Raw genomic sequence first — 22,763 nt, forward strand, 5'->3', positions numbered from 1 at the left:
TCTCAGGCCGGATAAATAACAAATTCTTCAATCGCCTGCCGATTGCTCCAGGATTTGGTCAGTAAGGCCGCCTCGGCGGCCGGCAGCCAGCGGTAAGCCAGATGTTCGCTGATTGCGGGTACCCGTTCAGAGGGTAACGTTAAACTGAACCAATATTCTGTATTGCGCGTCACTCCCGGCGCATATCGGTGGCGCAAATGACTGAAAATTTCAAATTCGATACAACGCTCGCAGTCCCGCAGTTCAAGATGCTCGGCGTCGATATCGATGCCGGTCTCTTCCCTGACCTCGCGCCTGGCGGCGGCGGCCGGCGATTCACCGTCCTCAAGGCTGCCGGTCACCGACTGCCAGAACTGCGGGTCATCCCGCCGCTGCAACATCAATACCCGGCCGCTGTCGCCGGCGTAAATAACGATCAGCACCGATACCGGGCGTTTCCAGACCATTATTGCTGCCCGCGTTCCGCCGCTTCCTTGCCCTTGCCAATGACGGCAATAGACAATTCCGCCAGGGCGGCGGGGTTGCCGAAGCTCGGCGCGTCGGTCATCGGATCGGCGGCCGCGGTGGTCTTGGGAAAAGCGATAACGTCACGGATATTGTCGGTGCCGGTCAGCAGCATCACCAGGCGATCAAGGCCGAAGGCCAGGCCGGCATGGGGCGGCGTGCCGTATTTCAGCGCATCGAGCAGGAAACCGAATTTTTCCCGCTGTTCATGCTCGGTGATGCCGAGAATGCCGAACACCGTCTGCTGCATTTCGCTGCGATGGATACGCACCGAGCCGCCGCCGACCTCATAGCCGTTCAACACCATGTCGTAGGCGTTGGCGACGGCGTCCAGCGGCGCGGCCGCAAGCGCGTCGGGATCCATGGCCAGCGGCGCGGTAAAGGGATGGTGCATGGCCGCCAGGCCGCCCTCGTCGTCTTCTTCGAACATTGGGAAATCGATCACCCACAGCGGCGCCCAGCGCGTCTCGTCGGTCAGTTGCAGGTCGCGGCCCAGCTTCAGGCGCAGCGCGCCCAGCGCGTCGGTGGTGATTTTATAACGATCCGCGCCGAAGAACAGGATATCGCCGTCCTGCGCGCCGGTGCGGGCGAGGAGGGATTCAAGCACGGCGGCGTCGAGGAATTTGGCCACCGGGCTCTGTATTCCGTCGAGACCCTGGTCGCGCTTATTGACCTTGATGTAGGCCAGGCCGCGGGCGCCGTAGATTTCAATAAACTTGCCGTATTCGTCGATCTGCTTGCGGCTCAGCTGGCCGCCGCCGGGAACGCGCAGCGCCGCCACCCGGCCTTTGCTGTCGTTGGCGGGGCCGGAGAATACCTTGAACTCAAGGTCTTTCACCAGGTCGGCGACGTCGACGATTTCCATGGGGTTGCGCAGATCGGGTTTATCGGACCCAAAGCGGCGCATCGCCTCGGCATAGGTCATCACCGGGAACGCGCCCAGATCGACGCCTTTGATTTCCTGCCACAGGGTGCACACCAGACGCTCCATGACCTCGCGCACCTGTCCGGCGCTCATGAAGGAGGTTTCCACATCGATCTGGGTAAATTCGGGCTGGCGGTCGGCGCGCAAATCTTCATCGCGAAAGCATTTCACGATTTGGTAATAGCGATCAAAACCGGACATCATCAATAACTGCTTGAACAGCTGCGGCGACTGCGGCAGCGCATAAAACTTGCCTTTGTGCACCCGGCTGGGCACCAGGTAGTCGCGCGCGCCTTCCGGCGTGGCCTTGGTCAGCATCGGGGTTTCGATATCCAGGAAGCCCTCGCCGTCCATAAAACGCCGCACGACGCTGGTGATACGCGCGCGCGCCTTCAGGCGCTGCGCCATTTCCGGACGGCGCAGGTCCAGGTAGCGATATTTCAGCCGCTGCTCTTCGGTATTGGTTTGATTTGAATCGAGAGGCAGGGGTTCGGAGCGGTTGATGATGGTAAGCTGCGTCGCCAGCACTTCCACCGCGCCGGTGGCCATCTCTTTATTAATCTGGCTGTCGGGACGCGCCCGTACGATGCCGGTCAGCTGGATGCAAAATTCGTTGCGCAATTCGGCCGCGCGGCTGAACGCCTCCTGGCGATCGGGGTCGAAAAAAACCTGCGCCAGCCCCTCGCGATCCCGCATGTCGATAAAAATCAGACCGCCGAGGTCCCGGCGGCGGTTAACCCAGCCGCACAATGTCACTTCCTGGCCTACATGGGACAAATTGATCTGTCCGCAATATACAGTACGCATAACGATATCCTTGATTTTCAGCCCGTGCCGTCCCGCTCGGTAAAGCGGGCCAGGGCTGTTATTCATTAATGACGAAAGTGGCGGCGATGCATCGGTATTTTGCCGGCGTTCGAAAGGCGGCCATTATAAAGGAAATTCACCCGCAGGATAAGCCCGTCAGCACCCTGCGCGCCCCGGCTGGCTAAATAATTATTCATTAACATATTTATTAACAAAAATTCACCCTTGGGCGCTGTCATCCCCCCACCCGGATAACATACCCTCTTGCGGTGGCGATATGAACAGGCTGCGGCCTGGATCGAGGGTATTGTTATCAACCGGAGATATTTTATGCTTAAACTCGACCCCGCGCGCACCGCGCTGGTACTGATTGATCTGCAGCAAGGGATCCTGCCGTTTGCCGGCGGTCCATACAGCGGTGAACAGGTGGTGGCGAAAGCCGCCTCCCTGGCCGCGCGCTTTCGCGCCGCCGGCGCGCCGGTGTTCCTGGTGCGTGTCGGCTGGTCGCCGGATTTTGGCGATGCGCCGAAACAAACGGTGGATGCGCCCACGGGGGCAAGAAGCCTGCCGGAAGACTGGTGGGAATTCCCCGAACAGTTGGGCGTGCAGGACAGCGATATCCGCATCCAAAAACGCCAGTGGGGCGCATTCTACGGCACGGATTTGGATTTGCAGCTGCGCCGGCGCGGCATCGGCACCGTGGTGCTGGGGGGCATCGCCACTAATATCGGCGTGGAATCCACCGCGCGCAATGCCTGGGAAATGGGCTACGAGCTGGTGCTGGTGGAGGATGCCTGCAGCGCCCATAACCAGGAGCAGCACGACGGCAGCATGCAAAACATTTTCCCGCGCATTAGCCGGGTGCGCTCCACCGACGACGTTCTGGCCGCCTTCTAGCCTGTGCGGGGATACCGCGCCGGTACACCGGCGCAGGCTGGCGCCAGGACGGCCCGGTGCCCGCTCCAGCGTTTATCTTTCAGGCTATCAGGGGGATGGCCGGGCCATCCCCCTGATAGGCGAAAATAGGGAACGTATTGCTGACGGGGGGGAAAACTGGCCGCTTACGACATTGACGCCTGTTACCGCGTTGCGATTTTTACAGGCCAGCAAAAAATGGACTCTAAATGTAGCCTTTTTATATATTGGCTTTTTTTGTGCCGGAGATGTGGCACATCAATACCGCAGGCGTAGCTGCGGCGCTCGCAATAGCTACAGTAATTGCCGATGGCTTGGCCATAGGGGATATATTCCCTTTTCCCAGCGGTGAACACGCGGTATTAAGCGGTCGCATTATCATCTTTTTTTCTCTCCGTGGTTAATAAATAGGCCGGGACAGGATTATCCATAAATTCGATTTTTCTCTATAATCCGTAAACCCAGCGACAACATGTTCTTGCCGGGTATGGCTGGGCGCCACGTTAAACGGCAGTTGCTCATGCAACGGGTTCCCTGTCCGGACGTTCCTGTTTTCCTGCTGTCGCAGCGTACGTATTGCCAGGGCGCTGGCGCCGGTGACTTTTCTGATGCCGATAAAAAAGTGTTCATGGCAAACGCGATGGCGAAGGGAATACGGGTTTTACCCGTGGCGTTATCGCCAATAATAACATTGAGGCGCTCCTCAAGTTGCAATTCCAATAATTCAAAGCATTTAAAATTTCTTAAAAAAGAGATTTAATTTTCATCGGACAATCCATTATGTCGTGTTTATTTTTATTATGCAGTAGTGTTGTATTAACGGCCATGGTAAAAATAGCAGCCTCGCTGCGCACGGTATTAGCCCGTCCCCGGCGCGCGGGCAGCATAAATACGGGGCACCGTGCAGCTATAGCATTCATCTGTTATTATTAGTATGCTAAGATATTTTATCAACCGCTTACGCTAAGGATGATTAACTCTCATGTTTATCGGCTTGCCGCAATGGCAACATAGCGCGTGGAACGCCATCGGCATTACCGGCCTGGCGGAGTATGCCCGTTATTTTAACTGCGTCGAGGGTAATACCACGCTGTATGCCCTGCCCGATCCGGCGCGGGTTTATGACTGGCACGCCATGACCACCGACGGTTTTCGCTTTTGCTTCAAGTTTCCCGCGGCTATCAGCCACCAGGGCGGCTTGCGCGATTTCCGCGCGCCGCTGGCGCAATTTTACCAGGTACTGGATCCCTTGGCCGGGCGCATCGGCCAGTATTGGCTGCAGTTGCCTGCCGCCTTCGGCCCGGCGCAACTCGGCGACCTGTGGGCATTTCTCGATGCCTTATCCGGCGCGTTCAGCTATGGCGTGGAAGTGCGCCACCCGCTGTTTTTCGCCAAGGGCGACGACGAGCGGCGCCTTAACCGGGGATTGCAACAGCGCGGCGTCAGCCGGGTGATCCTCGACAGCCGCCCGGTGCATCAGGGCGCCGGCACCTCGCCCGCAATGCTGGCGGCGCGGCGGCAAAAGCCCAAGGTGCCGGTACATGCCGTGCTGACCGGCGATCGGCCGCTGGTGCGGTTTATCGGCAACGACGATATCGACGACAGCGCGCGGCTGTTTCAACCCTGGCTGGATAAACTGGCGTTATGGTCGCAAAGCCGCACCCCTTTTCTGTTTATCCATACGCCGGACATCGGCCACGCGCCGCGCCTGGCCCAACAAGTGTGGCCGTCCCTGGCGGCCAGGATCGGCGGACTCGGGCCGATCCCTCCCTGGCCGCAGCAGGACGCGTTGTTTTAACCTTGGCAAAACCGTTATTTTAAGCAGGATTTTAACGACAGCGCTGCACGGGCGGGATATTATTTGCCCGCTGCTCGTTTTCTGGGAAATGGAGTTAGAGATGGTGAGTGCGCTTTACGTGGTTTTCGGCGCCATGTTATTGATTAAATTATCATTGGATGTCGTTAAACTGCGAACGTTATATCGCGTGGCCTACGGCGACGGTGGATTTTATGAACTGCAGACGGCGATCCGCGTGCACGGCAATGCGGTGGAATATATCCCCATCGGTCTGGTGCTGCTGGTGATCATGGAAATGAACGGTACGCCGAACTGGACCCTGCATCTGTGCGGGCTGATGCTGATGGCAGGCAGAATCATGCACTCTCTGGGCCTGCGCCAGCGGGAATTCAGCTGGCGCCGCACCGGCATGAGCGCCACTTATGCGTCGCTTATCATGATGGTGTTGCTCAACCTCTGGTATCTGCCCTGGGAGCTGGTTTTCAGTTGGCGTTAAACCGCCGGCGGCATAGGGCGCGCAGACGCATGCTTTGTGCCGCTAATCTGTTAGAATAACGGCTTACCCTGAACAACCCCGATATTCCGATGACAAACCACGATAATCTTTTCTGCGCGCCCATTGCCAAATTGGGCGACTGGACCTTTGACGAGCGGGTAGCCGAGGTTTTCCCGGATATGATCCAGCGCTCGGTCCCCGGCTACTCCAACATTATTGCCATGATCGGCATGCTGGCCGGACGATTCGCCACCCCCGGGTCGCAGGTGTATGACCTCGGCTGCGCGCTGGGCGCCGCCACCCTGTCCATGCGCCGCAACATCACCGCCGACGATTGCCGTATTATCGCCGTGGATAATTCCGCCGCCATGGTGGAGCGCTGCCGCCGGCATATCGAGTCGTTTCGCGCCGCGACGGCGGTCACGGTTATCGAAGCCGATATCCGCGACGTGCCGATTACCAACGCGTCGCTGGTGGTGCTGAACTTCACGCTGCAATTCCTTGAGCCGGCGGATCGCCAACGGGTGCTCGACCACGTGTTTGCCGGGCTTAACCCCGGCGGCGCCGTGGTGCTGTCCGAAAAGTTAAGTTTTACCGACGCGGGCATCGGCGAACTGCTGTTCAACATGCATCATGACTTTAAGCGGGCCAACGGCTACAGCGAACTGGAAATCAGTCAAAAGCGCAGCATGCTGGAAAACGTCATGCTCACCGACACGGTGGAAACCCATAAGGAAAGGCTGCGCCAGGCCGGTTTCGGCCATGCCGAGGTCTGGTTCCAGTGCTTTAATTTCGGTTCTTTGATCGCCGTGAAACCGGAGAACGCGGCGTGACGGATTTTGGTGATTTTTATCAGCTGATTGCCAAAGGCCCGCTGAGCCATTGGCTGAATACCCTGCCCGCGCAGCTGAGCGCCTGGCAGCATGACGCGCTGCACGGCAAGTTCCGCCAGTGGTTTAACGCCGTCGAGCGCCTGCCCCTGCTGACGCCCCGGCGCCTGGACCTGCTGCGCGGCGTGACGGCGCAGGGCGAAGCGCCGCTGCCCCCGGGGCAAAAAGAGGGCGTCGAGTCCTTATTGCGCCAGTTGATGCCCTGGCGTAAAGGTCCCTTTTCCCTTTACGATATCGAGATCGATACCGAATGGCGTTCGGACTGGAAATGGGAACGGGTCGCGCCGCATATCAGCCCGCTGGCCGGACGCGTTATCCTGGATGTGGGCTGCGGCAGCGGTTATCACCTGTGGCGCGCGGTCGGCGCGGGGGCGCAGCTGGCGGTGGGCATTGACCCGATGCAGCTGTTCCTCTGCCAGTTCGAGGCGGTGCGTAAACTGCTGGGCGGGGATCAGCGCGCCCATCTGCTGCCGCTGGGGATCGAGCAATTACCCGATCTGGCGGCCTTCGACACGGTATTTTCCATGGGGGTGCTGTACCACCGGCGCTCGCCGCTGGATCATCTGCTGCAGCTTAAGAACCAATTGGTCAGCGGCGGCGAGCTGGTATTGGAAACCCTGGTGGTCGAAGGCGACGACAGGCAGGTACTGGTGCCGGGGGAACGTTACGCCCAGATGCGCAACGTCTTTTTTATTCCTTCCCCCGGCGCGCTGATGTTATGGCTGGAAAAATGCGGCTTTGAACAGGTACGGCTGGCGGATATGTCGCTGACCACCACCAACGAACAGCGGCGCACCGCCTGGATGACCAGCGAATCGCTGGCCGATTTCCTGCATCCCGACGACCCCAGGCTGACGGTCGAAGGCTACCCCGCCCCGCTGCGCGCCGTGGTGATTGCCCGCAAGCCCTGACGTTGCCGCGCCGCGGATAAAAAAAAGCCCCAAGAAAGAGTCCGGGGCTTGGTACTTGCAAGCATCACGTGGGTTAGTTCGTGTGCGCGGCAAAATCAGCGGTCAGGCCGGCCGGTGCGCGGATGAAGGTGTTGACAGCGCATGCTTCATCGCCGCCACCATATCGCCGTCGACGCAATAGCGGGTAAATTCATCCGTTTCATTGTCGACGCTCATGCTTACACCCGCTTTGCGGTAACGCATCCCGGAAGCAACCACCTGTCTTGCGGAACTGTGCAGTTCACGGATGCCGATTTGCTGGAACTTATGCAAATTGGTCAATCGCACGCCAGCGCCTGCCATAATGATTGGACCACGGCTTTGGGCGTTCAGTTCCCTTAATAATGCTAAACCTGTTTCGGCGCTCTGCTGCTGGCCGGAGGTCAGGATGCGCGCCACCCCGAGATCGGTTAACTGCTGCAGGGCCTGGTAGGGGTTGATACACATATCGAAAGCGCGGTGAAAGGTCACCGCCACGCCGGTACATTGCGCCATGATGCGCCGCATGCGCGGCAAATCAATATGCCCCTCCTCGTCCAGCACGCCGACCACCACGCCGGGAAATCCCATGGCGCGTATGGCCGCTAAATCGTTAAGCATGCTGTCAAACTCAATTTCGCTGTAGCAAAAATCCCCGCCCCGCGGCCTCACCATGGGATGAACGGGCAGCGCCAGCCGCTCCCTCGCCAGCCGGAGCGTGCCGTGCGACGGCGTCAGCCCCCCTTCTTTCGGGGCCGAGCACAGCTCGATTCTGTCCGCTCCCGCTTGCTCCGCCGTTATTGCGCACTCAAGGCTATAGCAGCAGACTTCCAGTTTAGGCATTGTATACTCCTTATAGACGCCCCAGGATAACAGGCATTTAAAACACGGGCCTATGGCAGTCGCGATAATTTCTTATTTATCACCCAAGGAAATAACTATGGCATTCAACTTTGACGAAAGTATCGACCGACGTCACAGCGACAGTTATAAATGGCAAAAGTATCGCGATCGGGACGTGATCCCCCTGTGGGTAGCGGACACCGACTTTCGTTCGCCACCTTGTATTATCGAAGCATTGCACGCGCGCGTCGAGCACGGCGTATTTGGTTACGGCGCACCTCCCGCGGAGCTTGCCGCGCTGTTTGTCGAGCGCATGCTCACGCGTTATCAATGGCGCGTCAAACCCGAATGGTTGGTTTTTTTGCCGGGATTGGTAAGCGGCCTTAACCTGGCGGTACGCGCGCTGACGCAGGCGGATAGCAGCGTGGTGATTCCCGCGCCGATATATCCGCCGTTCCGCGCGGCGGCGCGCGGCGCGGAACGGGGACAGCGCCTGGCGCCGATGGTCCTGGCGGAGGAACGCTGGCGGGTGGATCTGGCGGCGATCGAACCGGAGATGGATGGATCGGAGCAATTGCTGATGTTATGCAATCCGCATAATCCGGGCGGCACCGTCTACCGGCGCGAGGAGCTGGCGCAGCACCTGGCGTTTGCGCAGCGCCACGATCTCCTGGTGTGTTCCGACGAGATTCACTGCGATCTGCTGTTGGAACCGGGCGTGGCGCATATCCCGTTCGGATCGCTCGGCGAGGATGCCGAACAGCGCTCCATCACCCTGATGTCGCCATCCAAGTCGTTTAATATCGCCGGCCTCGGCGCCTCGCTGGCCATTATCCCCAATGCGCGGCTGCGTATGAAATTTATCGCCCAGCGCAGCGGCATTGTGCCGAATGTGGATGTGCTGGCATATGTCGCCGCCACCGCCGCCTGGCGCGACGGCCAACCCTGGCTGGAGGAACAGCTCGACTACCTGCGCGGTAACCGCGATTGGCTGGCCGCGCGCATCAATACCCTGCCGGGGTTAAGCATGGCGGCGCCGGAAGCCACCTATCTGGCCTGGATCGATGCCGGCCGGCTTGGGGTGGACAATCCCCAGCGGTTTTTCGAGCAGGCGGGCGTCGGTCTTTCCCCCGGCGCGGATTTTGGCGATCCCCGGTTTGTCCGGCTGAATTTCGGCTGCCCCCGCGCTCTGCTGGTGCAGGCAGTGGAACGCATGGCACGGGCGGTGCAGGCGCTTGGCTAACGGCGCCCGTCCGCCTCATCGCTCACGATGGCGCGCAGGCTGTAGGGGTGGAACTTAATCGTGACCTGCCCATCGGTGACCGCCAGCGTCGGATTGGGCAACCGTTCTCCCGCCCCCGCCGGCGCGCTGTGTTTCAGGCTGATGTCGGGCGCCCCCAGGGCGGAATCGGCCAGCAGCGCCAGCGCCCGCCGCGCCAGCGTTTCCGGCGGTCCGGGCAGGACAATTTCGATATGCTCCCAGCCTTCATGGGGATAACGGCGCGGCCCCGGCCAGGGCAGTTCCACGCAGCCGATGCGCAGCGGCCCGACGGCGAGGGGCGACGGCAGCGCCAGCAGCGCGATGGCGCGACCATTGACGTCGTTTTTTTTCAGGCACTGGCCGCACTGCCGCCAGCCGTCGAACCAGCGCTGCGCCGTGGCGTCCTCATGGCAACGCAGCGCGATATGATCGACATAATGGTCGGCCAATTCCAGATGAAGGCGCGCGGCCAGCGCCGACAGCCGCTGTTCAAAATAGGTCAAATCAGTGACAAGATCCGCTAATTGCGGCACGGCGGTCCAATGCATCCTCATTCCCTTAATTAAAGTAGGACTAAAATTAACGCACCAAAATAACGCAGGCTAAGAAATATCTTATTTTGATACATAACTTAATGTTTCTTTAATGATGTTTACCAAAAACACTTTTTTATATTAACTTACCCGCTTGACGGCATGCGTAAGCGCCGCTGATGTCATTTATTAGCAATGAACTTTAAATGCTCAGTATTATCTTAAAGCGCTTTTGATGGATTGTATACGCCAGGTAATTACGTTATTTTCGAGATCGGTATTATTCTGAGTATATAATTATGATGTTATTAACATTGTGCATAATACTTGTTGTTATTGCGGTATTTTCAATACTTCAACATTTACGCACCCGGAATCGCAATCAGTTAGGCGCATCCAGAAAATCACGCAATCGTTAGCCCCCGCTTGCCCCACCGCGGGGTGAATCGCCTTGTTGCTGACCTTCTATCCAGCCCCCGCCCCACGTTAACTTGACACTGACCAGGCCGGTCATACTGACGCGACGCGCCGTTTATGGTATAAGCGGTGTTTCTTTTACTTTTCGACACGCGCCCGGCGGTTAGCCCCCCGCCGCGGCGCGCGGTCGGCTTATCAGGTAGCCGGAAACACGGGGAGGCGTTCCCCCCGCGTCCAGCGTTAGTAAGAAAGGTAATACGGTGAATATTCAGGCTCTTCTTTCAGACAAAGTCAGTCAGGCGTTGACGGCGGCCGGCGCGCCCGCGGCAAGCGAAGCGCAGGTGCGCCAGTCCGCCAAGGCGCAGTTCGGCGATTATCAGGCCAACGGCGTGATGTCGGTCGCCAAAGCCCTCGGCATGCCGCCGCGCCAGCTGGCGGAAAAGGTGGTTTCGCTGCTGGATCTTGGCGGCATTGCGGCGAAGATCGACATCGCGGGCCCCGGCTTTATCAATATTTTCCTGGACCGGGAATGGCTCGCGCGCCAGGTCGAGGCCGCGCTGGATTCCCCGCGGCTTAATATTACCCCCGTGCAACCCCAAACCATCGTGGTGGATTATTCCGCGCCGAACGTGGCCAAGGAAATGCATGTCGGCCATCTGCGTTCCACCATTATCGGCGATGCGGCGGTGCGCACGCTGGAGTTTCTCGGCCATAGGGTGATCCGCGCCAATCACGTGGGCGACTGGGGTACTCAGTTCGGCATGTTGATAGCCTATCTGGAAAGGATACAGTCGCGCGGCGAGCCGGAGATGCAGTTATCCAGCCTGGAAGAATTTTACCGCGCGGCGAAAAAAACCTATGACGAAGACGCCGATTTCGCCGAGCGCGCCCGCGGTTACGTGGTCAAACTGCAGGGCGGCGATGAATACTGCCGGCAAATGTGGCGCAAGCTGGTGGATATCACCATGGCGCAAAACCAGCAGGTCTACGATCGCCTGAACGTGACCCTTACCCGCAAGGACGTCATGGGCGAGAGCCTGTATAACGACATGCTGCCGGGCATTGTCGCCGACCTGAAAGCCAAGGGGCTGGCGGTGGAAAGCGACGGCGCCACCGTGGTCTATCTGGAAGAGTTCAGGACCAAGGAAGGCGAGCCGATGGGGGTCATCATCCAGAAGAAGGACGGCGCCTACCTCTATACCACCACCGATATCGCCTGCGCCAAATACCGTTACGAAACGCTGAAGGCCGAGCGGGTGCTGTATTATATCGATTCCCGCCAGCACCAGCATTTGATGCAGGCCTGGGCCATCGTGCGCAAAGCCGGTTATGTGCCCCCGTCGGTTCCGTTGGAACACCATATGTTCGGCATGATGCTCGGCAAGGACGGCAAACCGTTTAAGACCCGCGCCGGCGGCACCATTAAGCTTGCCGATTTACTGGATGAAGCGCTGGAACGCGCCCGCCGGCTGATTGCCGAGAAAAATCCGGCCATGTCGCCGGACGAGCTGGAAACCCTGGCGCGGGTGGTGGGCATTGGCGCGGTAAAATACGCCGATTTGTCCAAGAGCCGCACGACCGACTATATCTTCGACTGGGACAATATGCTGGCCTTCGAGGGCAACACCGCGCCCTATATGCAATATGCCTATACGCGGGTGGCGTCGGTATTCAAACGCAGCGGACTGGATGAAAGCCAGCTGACGTCGCCGGTCCGGCTGGAGCAAGAAGAGGAAACGCTGCTGGCGGCGCGCCTGCTGCAGTTCGAGGAAGCCATCACCGTCTTGGCCCGCGACGGCACGCCTCATGTCATGTGCACCTATCTTTACGATCTGGCCGGATTGTTCTCCAGTTTCTACGAGCATTGCCCAATCCTGAACGCCGATAATGGCGGCGTTATGCAAAGTCGCCTGAAGCTGGCGCTGCTGACGTCACGCACCCTGAAGCAGGGCTTGGAGATGCTGGGCATCCAGACCGTCGAGCGGATGTAGCCGCGGGCGAACCCACGCCGCGCGGCGGGCATCATCGGCAATCGCGACGCCGCCGCCGGCGTACTTGGCGTGGCTCACAGGGATGTGAGCCACGCCCCTGTGAACAGCGTTAAACACCCAGGATCTCAGCGCAAGCTGGAGTCAGCTGACCGAGCGGGCAAAATCCCTGATACGAAACCCCAGCGCCGCCAGGGTGGCGAAATACGCCACCACGCCCACCGCCACCACCAACGCCAGACGCAGCAGCCTGGCCAGCATCGTACCCTGCGCCCAGTCGGGCATCACCCACAGCATGCCCAGCAGCGCTGCCGCCATCACCACCACCGCGATGATCAGGCGCACCAGAAACGGCAACCAGCCCGGCTGGGGCTGGAACATGTCTTTCTTGCGCAATTGCCAGTACAGCAAACCGGCGTTCAGGCAGGCGGCCAGGCCGATGGACAGCGACAGCCCGGCATGCTTGAGCGGGCCGATAAACACCAGGTTCATCAGCTGTGTCATGATTAACGTCACGATCGCCACCTTGACCGGCGTCTTGATATCCTGGCGCGAATAAAACCCCGGCGCCAGTACCTTCACCATGATAAGGCCGATAAGCCCCACCGCGTACGCCATCAGCGCCCGTTGCGTCATGGCGGCGTCGAAAGCCGAGAAGCGTCCGTACTGGAACAACGATACGGTAAGCGCTTTCGCCAGGATCCCGAGCGCCACGGCGCTGGGCAGCGCCAGCACAAAACACAGCCGCAGCCCCCAGTCCATCAGGCGGGAATATTCGTCATGGTTACCGCTGGAAAAACTGCGCGCCAGCGAAGGCAGCAAAATGGTTCCCAGCGCCACGCCCAGCACGCCGGATGGGAATTCCATCAGCCGATCGGCGTAATACATCCAGGAGACCGAGCCGGAGACCAGGAAGGAAGCGAAAATAGTATTGATAATCAATGAAATCTGGCTAACGGATACCCCGAGGATCGCCGGCCCCATCAGGCGCAGCACCCGCCAGACCCCCGCATCCTTAAACTGGATGCGCGGCATCACCAGCATGCCGATTTTTTTCAGGTGCGGCAGCTGATAGCCGAGCTGCAGCACGCCGCCCACCACCACCGCCCAGGCCAGGGCCAGCACCGGCGGATGGAAGTGCGGAGCGGCGAAGAGCGCAAAACCGATCATGCTGACGTTAAGCAGCGTCGGGGCAAACGCCGGCACCGAGAAACGGTTCCAGGTATTGAGGATGGCGCCCACCAGCGACGCCAGCGAAATCAGCAGGATATAAGGGAAGGTAATGCGCAGCAGGGACGAGGTCAGGATAAATTTATCCGGCGAATCGGTGAATCCCGGCGCGGTGACCATGATAACCCAGGGTGCGGCCAGCATGCCGGCCAGCGTCACCAAGGCCAGCGCCAGGGTCAGCAGGCCGGCGATATAAGCAATAAAAGTACGGGTGGCTTCCTCGCCCTGCTGGGTTTTATATTCCGCCAGTATCGGCACGAACGCCTGGGAAAAGGCCCCCTCGGCGAAAATACGCCGCAGCAGGTTGGGCAGCTTAAAGGCGACAAAAAACGCATCCGTCGCCATACCGGCGCCGAAAATGCGGGCGACGATCGCATCGCGGGCAAAACCCAGCACCCGCGAGAACATGGTCATGGAACTGACAGCAGCCAGTGATTTCAATAAATTCATGGGGTTATTTTTCTACAGCGTCCGGATGCCGGAGTGAAGGGAACAACATCGCCCCCGCCGGCGCCCTGATCCTTTTATAAGTGCGCCTAGTCTACCCTGACTTCAGGAAATCGCTACTGCGAGTTGTTACGCGGCGTAAGTCCGCCCGCGGCAACCCGGAACCCCGGACCGGCGCGGACGGCAGATATTCCCCGTTCCCGGGGCAAGACCGCGTTATAACTTCAGCACCAGGTGATGGACGCCCCCATCGAGCGGCGCGCGCGCCTGACGATCGCTAAGCGCCAGAGGCGCGTCGTTAAGTATCGCCTCGCTCACCCCGCGCGGATGCAGGCCGCTATTGGTGACTTCGATGGTGAAACGGGTGTCCAGCACCAGCACCTCGGCGTCGAAGCCCGGCCAGCCGGAAGGCAGGCACGGATTGATAATCAATACGTCGCCTTCCCGGCGAATACCGAGAATGCCTTCCACGCCGGCACGGTACATCCAGCCGGCCGAGCCGGTATACCAGGTCCAGCCGCCGCGGCCGACATGGGGCGCCACGGAGTAGACATCGGCGGCGATAACATAAGGCTCGACTTTGTAACGCGCCACCTGTTGCGGCGTGCGGGCATGATTGATGGGATTGAGCAAGGCAAACAGCTCATGCGCCTTATCGCCCTGCTCCAACCCGGCGAACGCCAGGATGGCCCACATGGCGGCATGGGTATATTGGCCGCCATTTTCACGCAATCCCGGCGGGTAGCCCTTGATATAACCCGGGTCGTGGGTGGTCTTATCGAACGGCGGCGTAAACAGCAGCGCCAGCTTATCCTCGCGACGGATCAACAAACGATCCAGCGCGGCCATGGCCGTCGCCGCGCGCGTGGGGTCCGCTTCCCCTGAAAGCACGGACCAGGTCTGGGCGATGGAGTCAATGCGGCATTCATCGTTATCCTTGCTGCCGAGCCAGGTGCCGTCGTCAAAGGTTGCCCGCCGATACCACTCGCCGTCCCAGGCGTCGCGCTCGATCGACTGGCGCACGGATTCCTTGTGCGCCTGCCAGCGCGCCGCGCGTTCAGGCTCGCGGGCCGCAACCCATGGCATGAACAAAGTCAGGGTGCGGATCAGCAGCCAGCCCAGCCAGACGCTTTCCCCTTTGCCCCCTTCGCCGACCCGGTTCATGCCGTCGTTCCAGTCGCCGGTGCCCATCAGGGGCAGACCGTGCGCGCCGGTAAGTTCCAGGCACTGCTCCATGGCCTGTACGCAATGCCGGTAGAGCGTCGCGCTCTCGGCGGCCACCATCGGCTGGAAGAAGGCGTCGTGTTCGCCCTCCGCCAGGAGTGGCCCCTCAAGATAGGGCAGCACTTCGTCCAGCACCGCTTCGTCGCGGCTGCAGTTGATATAAGTGGCGACGGCGAACGACAGCCATACCCGGTCATCGGAAATGCGGGTACGCACGCCCTGGCCGGAGTGAGGCAGCCACCAGTGCTGTACATCGCCTTCCATAAATTGCCGGCCGGCGGCGCGCAGTAAATGTCCGCGCGTTTGTTGCGGCTGCGCGAAGGTCAGCGCCATGCCGTCCTGCAGCTGATCGCGGAAACCATAGGCCCCGCTGGCCTGATAAAAGCCGGAGCGGGCCTGGATACGGCAGGCCTGGGTTTGGTACAGCAGCCAGCCGTTAAGCATGATATCCATGGCCGGATCGGGCGTGGTCACCTGTATCGATCCCAGCCGCTGTTGCCAGTGGCCGGTCACTTCCGCCAGCACCGCGTCCAGATCGGCGGCGCGATAGCGTTCGATTAAGCGGCGGGCGCTTTCGGCCGAGTCGCTCTGGCCGATAAACCAGACCACCTCTATGCTTTGATCTACCCCAACCTCGATATGGGTTTGCAATACCGTGCAGGGATCAAAGCCCGCGCCGCAGGCGCCGCTCAGGCGACCACCGTTGACCAGCGCGGCGGGCGCCGCCATGGCGCCGTTGCGGCCGAGAAACTCGGTACGGTCCGCGCTGAACGCGTCCTGACGGCCGTCGAGGTCGGCAAACGCCACCCGGTTCTGGAAGGCGGTGCTCCATGAATTACGCACCAGCACCGCGCCGGTGCTTTCGTCATGCTCGCTGATGATAAACGGCCCGGACGCGCTGCGCGAAGTGCCCAGTACCCATTCCACATAGGCGGAGACGGACAGGTGCAGCGTTTGATCGCTCAGGTTGCGAATGGTCAGCCGGGAGATCTTGATGGAATCCTCCAGCGGCACATACTGAAGCAGCGTTACCGCCGCCTCGAGGGTATTGTGTTCGAAGCGGGAGTAGCCGAAACCGTGGTGGGCGAGATAGCGACCGCCATCATTGATGGGATGCGCCGTGGGACTCCATAAGGCGCCGGTGACCTCGTTGCGGATATAGATGGCCTCGCCGCCGCTGTCCGCCACCGCATCGTTCAGCCAGGGCGTAAGCTGGTTTTCGCGGCTGTTTTGCGCCCAGGTATAACCGCTGCCCCGGGCCGACACCTGGAATCCGAAGTCCGGATTGGCAATCACATTGATCCAGGGCGCCGGCGGGCAGGTTTGCGCGTCAATCACAGTGACATATTCACGCCCCTGCCTGGCGAACCCGCCGGTGCCGTTGAAGAACGCCAGGTCCGCGGGCACGGGCAACGCGCCGGGCGTCGGCAGGCGCATCTTGCGCTGCGGCAGCAGGGAGACCTGCGGCAGCTCCAGCGAAGCCAGCTGCGAGCCGATGCTGCCGCGCCGCGCCAGCAGCGCCACCCGGGCGACGGACTGCAGCAGCATACGCGCTTCCTGGCTTATCAGATCCGCGCGCAGGGTATAGACGCCGCCGCGCGAGGCATCGCCGGTATAACGCGGGTGGGACTGGCTGCTGCGCACCGCCGTCTCAATGGCGATTTGCAGATCCTGCAAATAGGACGAGGCGTGTTCATTAATAATCACCACGTCGACGCTGAGCAACTTCATATGCCAATATTCATGGGCGCGCAGCAGTTGCTTAACCTGGGCGATATCCTGGATATCGTCGATGCGTAGCAAGACGATGGGGAGATCGCCGGAAATGGACAAGGGCCACAGGCCCGACTGGACGCCGGAACCGCGGATAATCGAGGCGGAAGGCGCGCGGAAACGCGAATCGGCATACAGCAACGGCGCGGCCAGGCGCTGGAAGTCCGCCGCTTCCTCGGCGTTGATATCCAGATGGCGCAGCTGTACCTGCGCCTGGGTCCAGGCCAGCGTTTTCGCCCGTTTGTAAGCGCTGCGGTCGTGGTGCTTATCAATGAGCTTCATCAGCTCTTCTTCAGAAGAGGCCACCAGCGTCCAGTAGGTTACCCTCACCGAGGTGCCCGCCGGAATACGGACCTGTCGCCGCAGGGAGAAAATCGGATCCAGCACCGTGCCGACCGTATTGGACAACGGCTGCCGTCCCAGCACCGCGTCGGCATAGGTGGGCGACGAACCCTTGCCGATAAACCGAGCCCGGTCGGTTTCATACTGTGCGTCGGACAGGCTTTCGCCCTCCACAATAGCCAGATGCGCCGCCCAGACGTGGGGTTCCTGCGGGGTTCGGGTCCTGCGCGTGGCGACCAGGGCGGTAAATTCCGGCAGATAGCGCGTCTGCACAAACATTTTGGCAAACGCCGGATGGGCGGTATCGACATTCGCCGGCGCCAGCACAATCTCCGCATACGAGGTCAATTCAACTTCGCGGGTACGGCGGCCGCTGTTGGTCAGCATGACACGACGCACCTCGCCGTCATCCTCGCCGGACACCAGCACGTTAAGCGTGGTGGTCAACGTGCGGTCATGGTGGATAAAGGTGGCGTCGTCCTCGCTGAAGATCACCTGGTTGAAAGACTTCCCTTTCAACGCCCGCACGCGGCGTTCGCTCAGCGAATCCGTTCCCTGGATTTGCAGACCGGCCGACCAGATCTTGCCGCTGCGCAGATCGCGGAAACGAATAAATGAACGGCTGTCGTCGCGGGTGACATCCTCGCGCCAGCGGGTAATGGCGATATTGCCCCAGCGGCTGTAGCCGCCGCCGGAGACGGTCAGCATAACGGCGTAATGACCGTTGGAGACCAGATGGGTCACCGGCGCGCCGGCGGGCAACGCGGAATACCGGCGCTGCGTAAGATACTCGTGGCCGGATTTGACCACCGCTTTTTTCACTTCTTCGGCATGCGGTTTGGTCAGGGCCACTTCCCTTGGCATGCGTTCTTGCAACAGCAGCTCGCTGGCCTGGATCATCGGCTCGCGATGGAAACGCGCGCGCATGGCGCCGTCAAGCAGGGCGTTATCCAGCGCCACGATAGTCATGCCCTGATGATGGGCCATATAGCTGCGCACGATAGCCACTTTCTGGTTATCAGGCAGCCTGGCGGCGGTAAAGTCCAGCGCTTCGTAAAAGCCATAATCGCCGCGCGCCCCGATCTTCGCCAGCCGCCGGTAATTAAGCAGTGCGCCGCGCGCATCCACCATCGACGCCAGGCCGGTGGCATAGGGGGCGATAACCTGGTTTTGCGCCAGGCCGCGCTGCAGCCCCAGCCCCGGCACGCCAAAGTTGGAATATTGATAGGTTAAATCCAAATCGCGCGCGTTGTAGGCGGATTCCGAGACGCCCCAGGGAATTTTCAGCATGCGGCCATAGGCCTGCTGATGGGCCACCACCACCCGGTTGGTCTGCTCCAGCAACGTGCCGGCGGCGGCGCGCATCACCAGGGACGGCATCAAATATTCAAACATCGACCCGGACCAGGAGATCAGCGCCGCGCCTTTACCGGACTGAATGGCGGCGCGGCTGAGGCGGAACCAGTGGCGCGTGGGAATGTCGCCCTTGGCGATGGCGAACAGGCTGGCCAGGCGGGCTTCGGACGCCAGTAAATCATAACAGCTGCTGTCGAGCTGGTTATCGGTGAAGGAGTAACCGATGGAGAGCAGTTTGCGCTCGTCATCCACCAAAAAGCGGAAATCCATGCCCAGCGCCAGCGCCCTGGCGCGATCCGCCAACTGCTGCAGGCGTTCGTTATAGCTGTCCGCCGCCAACAGGCGATCGGCGTTAAGTCCGGCGATGCTGGTTCTCATCGCCTCCAGCCAGAACATCAGCCCCGGTTCCGGCGCGTCGTCGTGCGAGGCGTCATCAGTCGGTTCCGCCTCGGGGGATACGGCCAGATCGCTCATTAAACCGCAGGCCTCCTCGCTAAGCGTGGCGAGCGTGGGCAGCAAGGTATTATCGGGCTGCTGCCGCGCCAGCTGGGCGGCGATTTCATCCAGCAGGGCGTCGAGCGGCAAGCCGTCGATTTCAGGCGCTTTTTTTAACGCCCTGCGGATTAACAACAGATGATCCATGGCGCCGGCGCGCCAGCCCGGCGCCACCGGCGCGCAGCGCCATTCTTCGCAGGCGTTGGCCAGGGCGATCAGGTGACCGGCCAGGTTGCCGCTATCCACCGACGATACGTATGCCGGGGCCAGCGCCTCGAGATTGCGGGTCTCATACCAGTTAAAAAAGTGGCCGCGATAACGCTGCAGCTTATCCAGCGACGCGAAGGTTTCTTCCAGCCGATCAAGCGTCGCCCCGGTGGACGCCCAGCCGAAATCGCGGGCCGACACCGTGGACAGCAAATACAGCCCGATATTGGTGGGCGAGGTACGATGGGCCACCACCGGCCTGGGTTCTTCCTGGAAATTATCCGGCGGCAGCATATTATCCACCGGGGTAACGAAGGTTTCAAAAAAGCGCCAGGTCCGGCGGCCAATCAGGCGCAGCGTCTGAATTTCCTTATCGTTCAACGCCACTTGCGGCGCAATCACCGGCTCCCGGCTGGCCCATAACGCCATGACGGGCGACAACAGCCATAAAAGGGCGAACACGGCGACAAGCGGCCAGTTCCACGGCGCCAGCGCCAGCGCCAGGGCCGCCATCAGCAGTCCCAGCAGGATGCCGGCGGACATTTGCCGGCAAAACCCGCCCAACCCCAGGCGCGGGCTGCCGCCGGTCTGGGCCGACGTGGTCCATTCCAGCAGCTTGCGATGGCTGAAAAATACCCGTGATAATGAACGCACAATGGCGTCCAGCATATGCCAGGCGTTGTCGGCTAAAAACACGATCTGCATCAGGATGCGCAGCAGCGCATAGCGCAAATCGATGGCGACGTTATGTAAATGCTTGTGCAGCGGGATACGTCGCCGGCGCGGCAGCAGATCGCAGAAAATCGGCAATAGCGATGGCACGGCGAAGGCAGCAATCAGCGTCAGTACGCCCAGCGCGGCCGCGGCCGGCGGCAGCAGCCAGCACCAACCCAGGGCCAGCAGGCTGAACGGCGCCAGCAGCGAACGGCGCAGGTTGTCGATCATCTTCCAGCGGCCGACGGCGGGCACCGGGCTGATGCCGTTGCGCCCGTTCATGATCCAGGGCAATAACTGCCAGTCGCCACGCGTCCAGCGGTGCTGTCTTTTCGCCACCACGTCGTAGCGCGCCGGCGAGTCTTCCACCAGTTCCACATCCGAGGCCAGGCCGGCGCGGGCATAGATACCCTCAAACAGATCGTGGCTAAGCAGGGTATTTTCCGGAATGCGCGCGTCAAGCGCGGCGTCGAACGCATCGACGTCGTAAATGCCCTTGCCGGTATAAGATCCCTCGCCGAACAAATCCTGATAGACATCCGAGACCGCCGAGGCATAGGGATCCATGCCGCCCGGCCCCGAGAAGACGCGCTGGTAGATAGAGCCGTCGTTGCCTAGCGGCAGGGACGGCGTAATGCGCGGCTGCAGGATGCCATAGCCGCTGACGATGCGCTTTTTGCCGGCATCGAATTTCGGTCGGTTCAGCGGGTGAGCCATTTTCCCCACCAGCAGCAGCGCGGTTTCACGCGGCAGCCGGGTATCGGCGTCCAGGGTGATCACATAGCGCACCCCTTCCGGCACCTGGCTGCCCGGCAGGAAGCTGGTATCACGCGCGCCGCGCAGCAGACGGTTCAGTTCGTGCAGTTTGCCGCGTTTACGTTCCCATCCCATCCAGCAGGATTCGCGTTCGTTATACAGGCGGCGACGGTGCAACAGCAAGAAACGCGCGCCGGCGGGACCAGGGCCATGACGTTGGTTCAGCCGCTCGATGCCTTCCCGGGCGCAGGCGATAAGCTCCGCGTCCCCGGGCAGCGTTTCCAGCGGGGCATCCAGGCTATCGGAGAGCAGCGCAAAAGTGAGATCGCCTTCGCCGCTGGCCAGGTAGTGGACTTCCAGCCGCTCGATTTGCTCGGTGATGTCCTCCTGGTCGGTCAGCAGCACCGGCACGACGATCATGGTGCGCAACGCCGTCGGCACCCCGTCGGTTAACGCCAGGCCGGCCAGGGGCGACGCGCCGAGGCGCCAGTTGACCAGCCGGTTGACCAGCGCGCTGGCGGCATCGCTCAGGGCCGGCAGCGCCAGGATAATAAAGACCGCCAGGGCGCCAGCGCCGAGGCCGGCAGCCAAGAGCTTGCTCCCCGCCCATGCGGCCAGCAGCAGGCTTAACAGGATAATCGCCCCGCCGTAGCCGGCGATGCCAGGTTCAATGGCCATACGGCTGATGCGTAAGCGCCATGGCGGTTTAAAATCGATAGACTGCTCAAAGCGTCTGCGTCCGCCGGCAATCAGGTGATAACCGGGATCGCCGACGCGGGCGGCCTCGAGAGGATCGTTCTGGCTGGCCGCGGCTTCATGAGCGGCCGCCAGGACCTTATCCGCGATATCCAGCTCACTGTAGGACGATCCGCGCGACAACTGCTCGATGGCGCTGCGGTAAAGATTGCGGGTGGTAAAATTCATCTCGTCAAAGGCGCTGTGCCGGCGTAAACGTTCATCCACCAGGCTGATGCTTTCAAACAGCGTCGCCCAGTCGATATCCGAGATCAGGCGCATGCTGGTGATGATATTGCGCACCGTGACGTTGGAGGCGCCCAGGCGCTGCTGGGCGTTTTGCACAATCGATTCGATGGAGCTGTCCTGCTGGTGAAGCTTTTCTTCCAGCCAGGCCAGGGACGGGGTGGTGCGGGGATCCTGGTTGCGCAGGCGTTTCGCCAGCTGCGCGGCAAAATGCTCATTAAGCGGCAAGGTATAGGCGGATAAATGCGCCGCCTCCATCGCCGCCTGGGCATTGCCTTTGGCCAGCAGCTTATTGGCCAGGTCCTCGGCCTCCTGCCGGGCCTGGCGCCCCTCGCTCATCTGATCCGCCAGCCGCCGCAGGTTCTCGATAAGCACGATGCGCAGGGTGATGGCCACCGCCCAGAGTTCACCGATGGTGAGCGGCTGTACCCGCTGGTAGGCGGCGATAAAACGCTTGAGGTTTTCCGGATCGAAATGACTGTCGGTATGGGCGATAAACGCCCATGCCACGCCGAAGACCCGCGGGTAACCGGCAAACGGCCCCTGCGCCAGCTTTGGCAGCAGCCGGTAGAAACTCGGCGGCAGATCTTCGCGGATTTCACGGATCTGAGCCTCGACCAGATGATAGTTATCCAGCAGCCACTCGGCGGCCGGCACCACGGTATGGCCTTTTTCCAGTTCCAGCGCGCTGGCGCGGTAGGCCGCCAGCAACACCGCGGCATTATCATTAAGGCGCTGGCGCAGCGGCGAGACGGTCGGCGGGCGGTCGGCGATCGCCTGGGCGGCCGCCAGGCTTTCCGCGTGCTGCTCAAGGCGTTCAACACCAAATAATTCTTTCCTGACCGGGGCAGGATCGTTCCACGGTGACGAGGCTTCACGAAAACGGTAGATCCCAGCAAGCAAATTTTTCATAGCAGCCTTAACCTGCGGCT

The 22,763-nt window shown here is 60.8% G+C and carries 14 protein-coding genes; 7 read left to right on the top strand and 7 right to left on the bottom strand.

Annotation, left to right across the window (positions count from 1 at the left end):
* Positions 1-2: 2 nt before the first annotated feature.
* Together nudB and aspS are read right to left on the bottom strand one after the other, a co-directional pair.
* A complete protein-coding gene (nudB, locus tag ABUK12_RS05595) occupies positions 3-446 on the bottom strand; it encodes a dihydroneopterin triphosphate diphosphatase (RefSeq protein WP_410015349.1) in 444 nt (147 codons plus the stop codon).
* Positions 446-2,236 (bottom strand): aspartate--tRNA ligase, encoded by a 1,791-nt coding sequence (aspS, locus tag ABUK12_RS05600; protein WP_410015350.1) that lies wholly within the window; start codon positions 2,234-2,236, stop codon positions 446-448. The genes nudB and aspS overlap by 1 nt, the downstream gene beginning before the upstream one ends.
* A gap of 330 nt (positions 2,237-2,566) precedes the next feature.
* Between aspS and ABUK12_RS05605 the strand changes: the two genes are divergently transcribed.
* A complete protein-coding gene (locus tag ABUK12_RS05605; RefSeq protein ID WP_410015351.1) occupies positions 2,567-3,133 on the top strand; it encodes a hydrolase in 567 nt (188 codons plus the stop codon).
* Between the two features lie 441 nt (positions 3,134-3,574).
* On the opposite strand, the gene ABUK12_RS05610 is transcribed toward ABUK12_RS05605, so the two are convergent.
* Positions 3,575-3,907 (bottom strand): AAA family ATPase, encoded by a 333-nt coding sequence (locus tag ABUK12_RS05610; protein WP_410016561.1) that lies wholly within the window; start codon positions 3,905-3,907, stop codon positions 3,575-3,577.
* A gap of 226 nt (positions 3,908-4,133) precedes the next feature.
* Between ABUK12_RS05610 and ABUK12_RS05615 the strand changes: the two genes are divergently transcribed.
* The 4 genes from ABUK12_RS05615 to cmoB all read left to right on the top strand — a co-directional run bounded on the left by ABUK12_RS05615 (position 4,134) and on the right by cmoB (position 7,246).
* Positions 4,134-4,949, top strand: a complete 816-nt coding sequence (locus tag ABUK12_RS05615; protein WP_410015352.1) for a DUF72 domain-containing protein — start codon at positions 4,134-4,136, stop codon at positions 4,947-4,949.
* Between the two features lie 100 nt (positions 4,950-5,049).
* A complete protein-coding gene (locus ABUK12_RS05620) occupies positions 5,050-5,445 on the top strand; it encodes an MAPEG family protein (protein WP_410015353.1) in 396 nt (131 codons plus the stop codon).
* 89 nt (positions 5,446-5,534) lie between these two features.
* Positions 5,535-6,278, top strand: coding sequence for a carboxy-S-adenosyl-L-methionine synthase CmoA (gene cmoA, locus ABUK12_RS05625; RefSeq protein WP_410015354.1), 744 nt, complete (start codon positions 5,535-5,537; stop codon positions 6,276-6,278).
* A complete protein-coding gene (gene cmoB / locus ABUK12_RS05630) occupies positions 6,275-7,246 on the top strand; it encodes a tRNA 5-methoxyuridine(34)/uridine 5-oxyacetic acid(34) synthase CmoB (RefSeq protein ID WP_410015355.1) in 972 nt (323 codons plus the stop codon). The genes cmoA and cmoB overlap by 4 nt, the downstream gene beginning before the upstream one ends.
* A 102-nt stretch (positions 7,247-7,348) precedes the next feature.
* Here cmoB and cutC read toward each other — a convergent pair whose 3' ends face one another.
* The gene (gene cutC, locus ABUK12_RS05635; protein WP_410015356.1) at positions 7,349-8,107 is read right to left on the bottom strand and encodes a copper homeostasis protein CutC; all 759 of its coding nucleotides are present in this window, start codon (positions 8,105-8,107) and stop codon (positions 7,349-7,351) included.
* A 97-nt stretch (positions 8,108-8,204) separates the two neighbouring features.
* Here cutC and ABUK12_RS05640 point away from each other — a divergent pair, with 97 nt between their 5' ends.
* A complete protein-coding gene (locus tag ABUK12_RS05640; RefSeq protein ID WP_410015357.1) occupies positions 8,205-9,350 on the top strand; it encodes a MalY/PatB family protein in 1,146 nt (381 codons plus the stop codon).
* On the opposite strand, the gene ABUK12_RS05645 is transcribed toward ABUK12_RS05640, so the two are convergent.
* Positions 9,347-9,916, bottom strand: a complete 570-nt coding sequence (locus ABUK12_RS05645; RefSeq protein WP_410015358.1) for a VOC family protein — start codon at positions 9,914-9,916, stop codon at positions 9,347-9,349. The genes ABUK12_RS05640 and ABUK12_RS05645 overlap by 4 nt on opposite strands.
* A gap of 662 nt (positions 9,917-10,578) precedes the next feature.
* On the opposite strand from ABUK12_RS05645, the gene argS reads away from it, so the two are divergent.
* Positions 10,579-12,309, top strand: a complete 1,731-nt coding sequence (gene argS, locus ABUK12_RS05650) for an arginine--tRNA ligase (RefSeq protein WP_410015359.1) — start codon at positions 10,579-10,581, stop codon at positions 12,307-12,309.
* A gap of 141 nt (positions 12,310-12,450) precedes the next feature.
* Here the strand turns inward: argS and murJ are convergent, their stop codons facing one another.
* Together murJ and ABUK12_RS05660 are read right to left on the bottom strand one after the other, a co-directional pair.
* Positions 12,451-13,986, bottom strand: coding sequence for a murein biosynthesis integral membrane protein MurJ (gene murJ / locus ABUK12_RS05655; RefSeq protein ID WP_410015360.1), 1,536 nt, complete (start codon positions 13,984-13,986; stop codon positions 12,451-12,453).
* Positions 13,987-14,199: 213 nt separating this feature from the next.
* Positions 14,200-22,743, bottom strand: coding sequence for a GH36-type glycosyl hydrolase domain-containing protein (locus tag ABUK12_RS05660; protein ID WP_410015361.1), 8,544 nt, complete (start codon positions 22,741-22,743; stop codon positions 14,200-14,202).
* Between the last annotated feature and the right edge of the window lie 20 nt (positions 22,744-22,763).

This window comes from Sodalis sp. C49, from assembly GCF_046352915.1.
Taxonomy (GTDB): domain Bacteria; phylum Pseudomonadota; class Gammaproteobacteria; order Enterobacterales; family Enterobacteriaceae; genus Acerihabitans.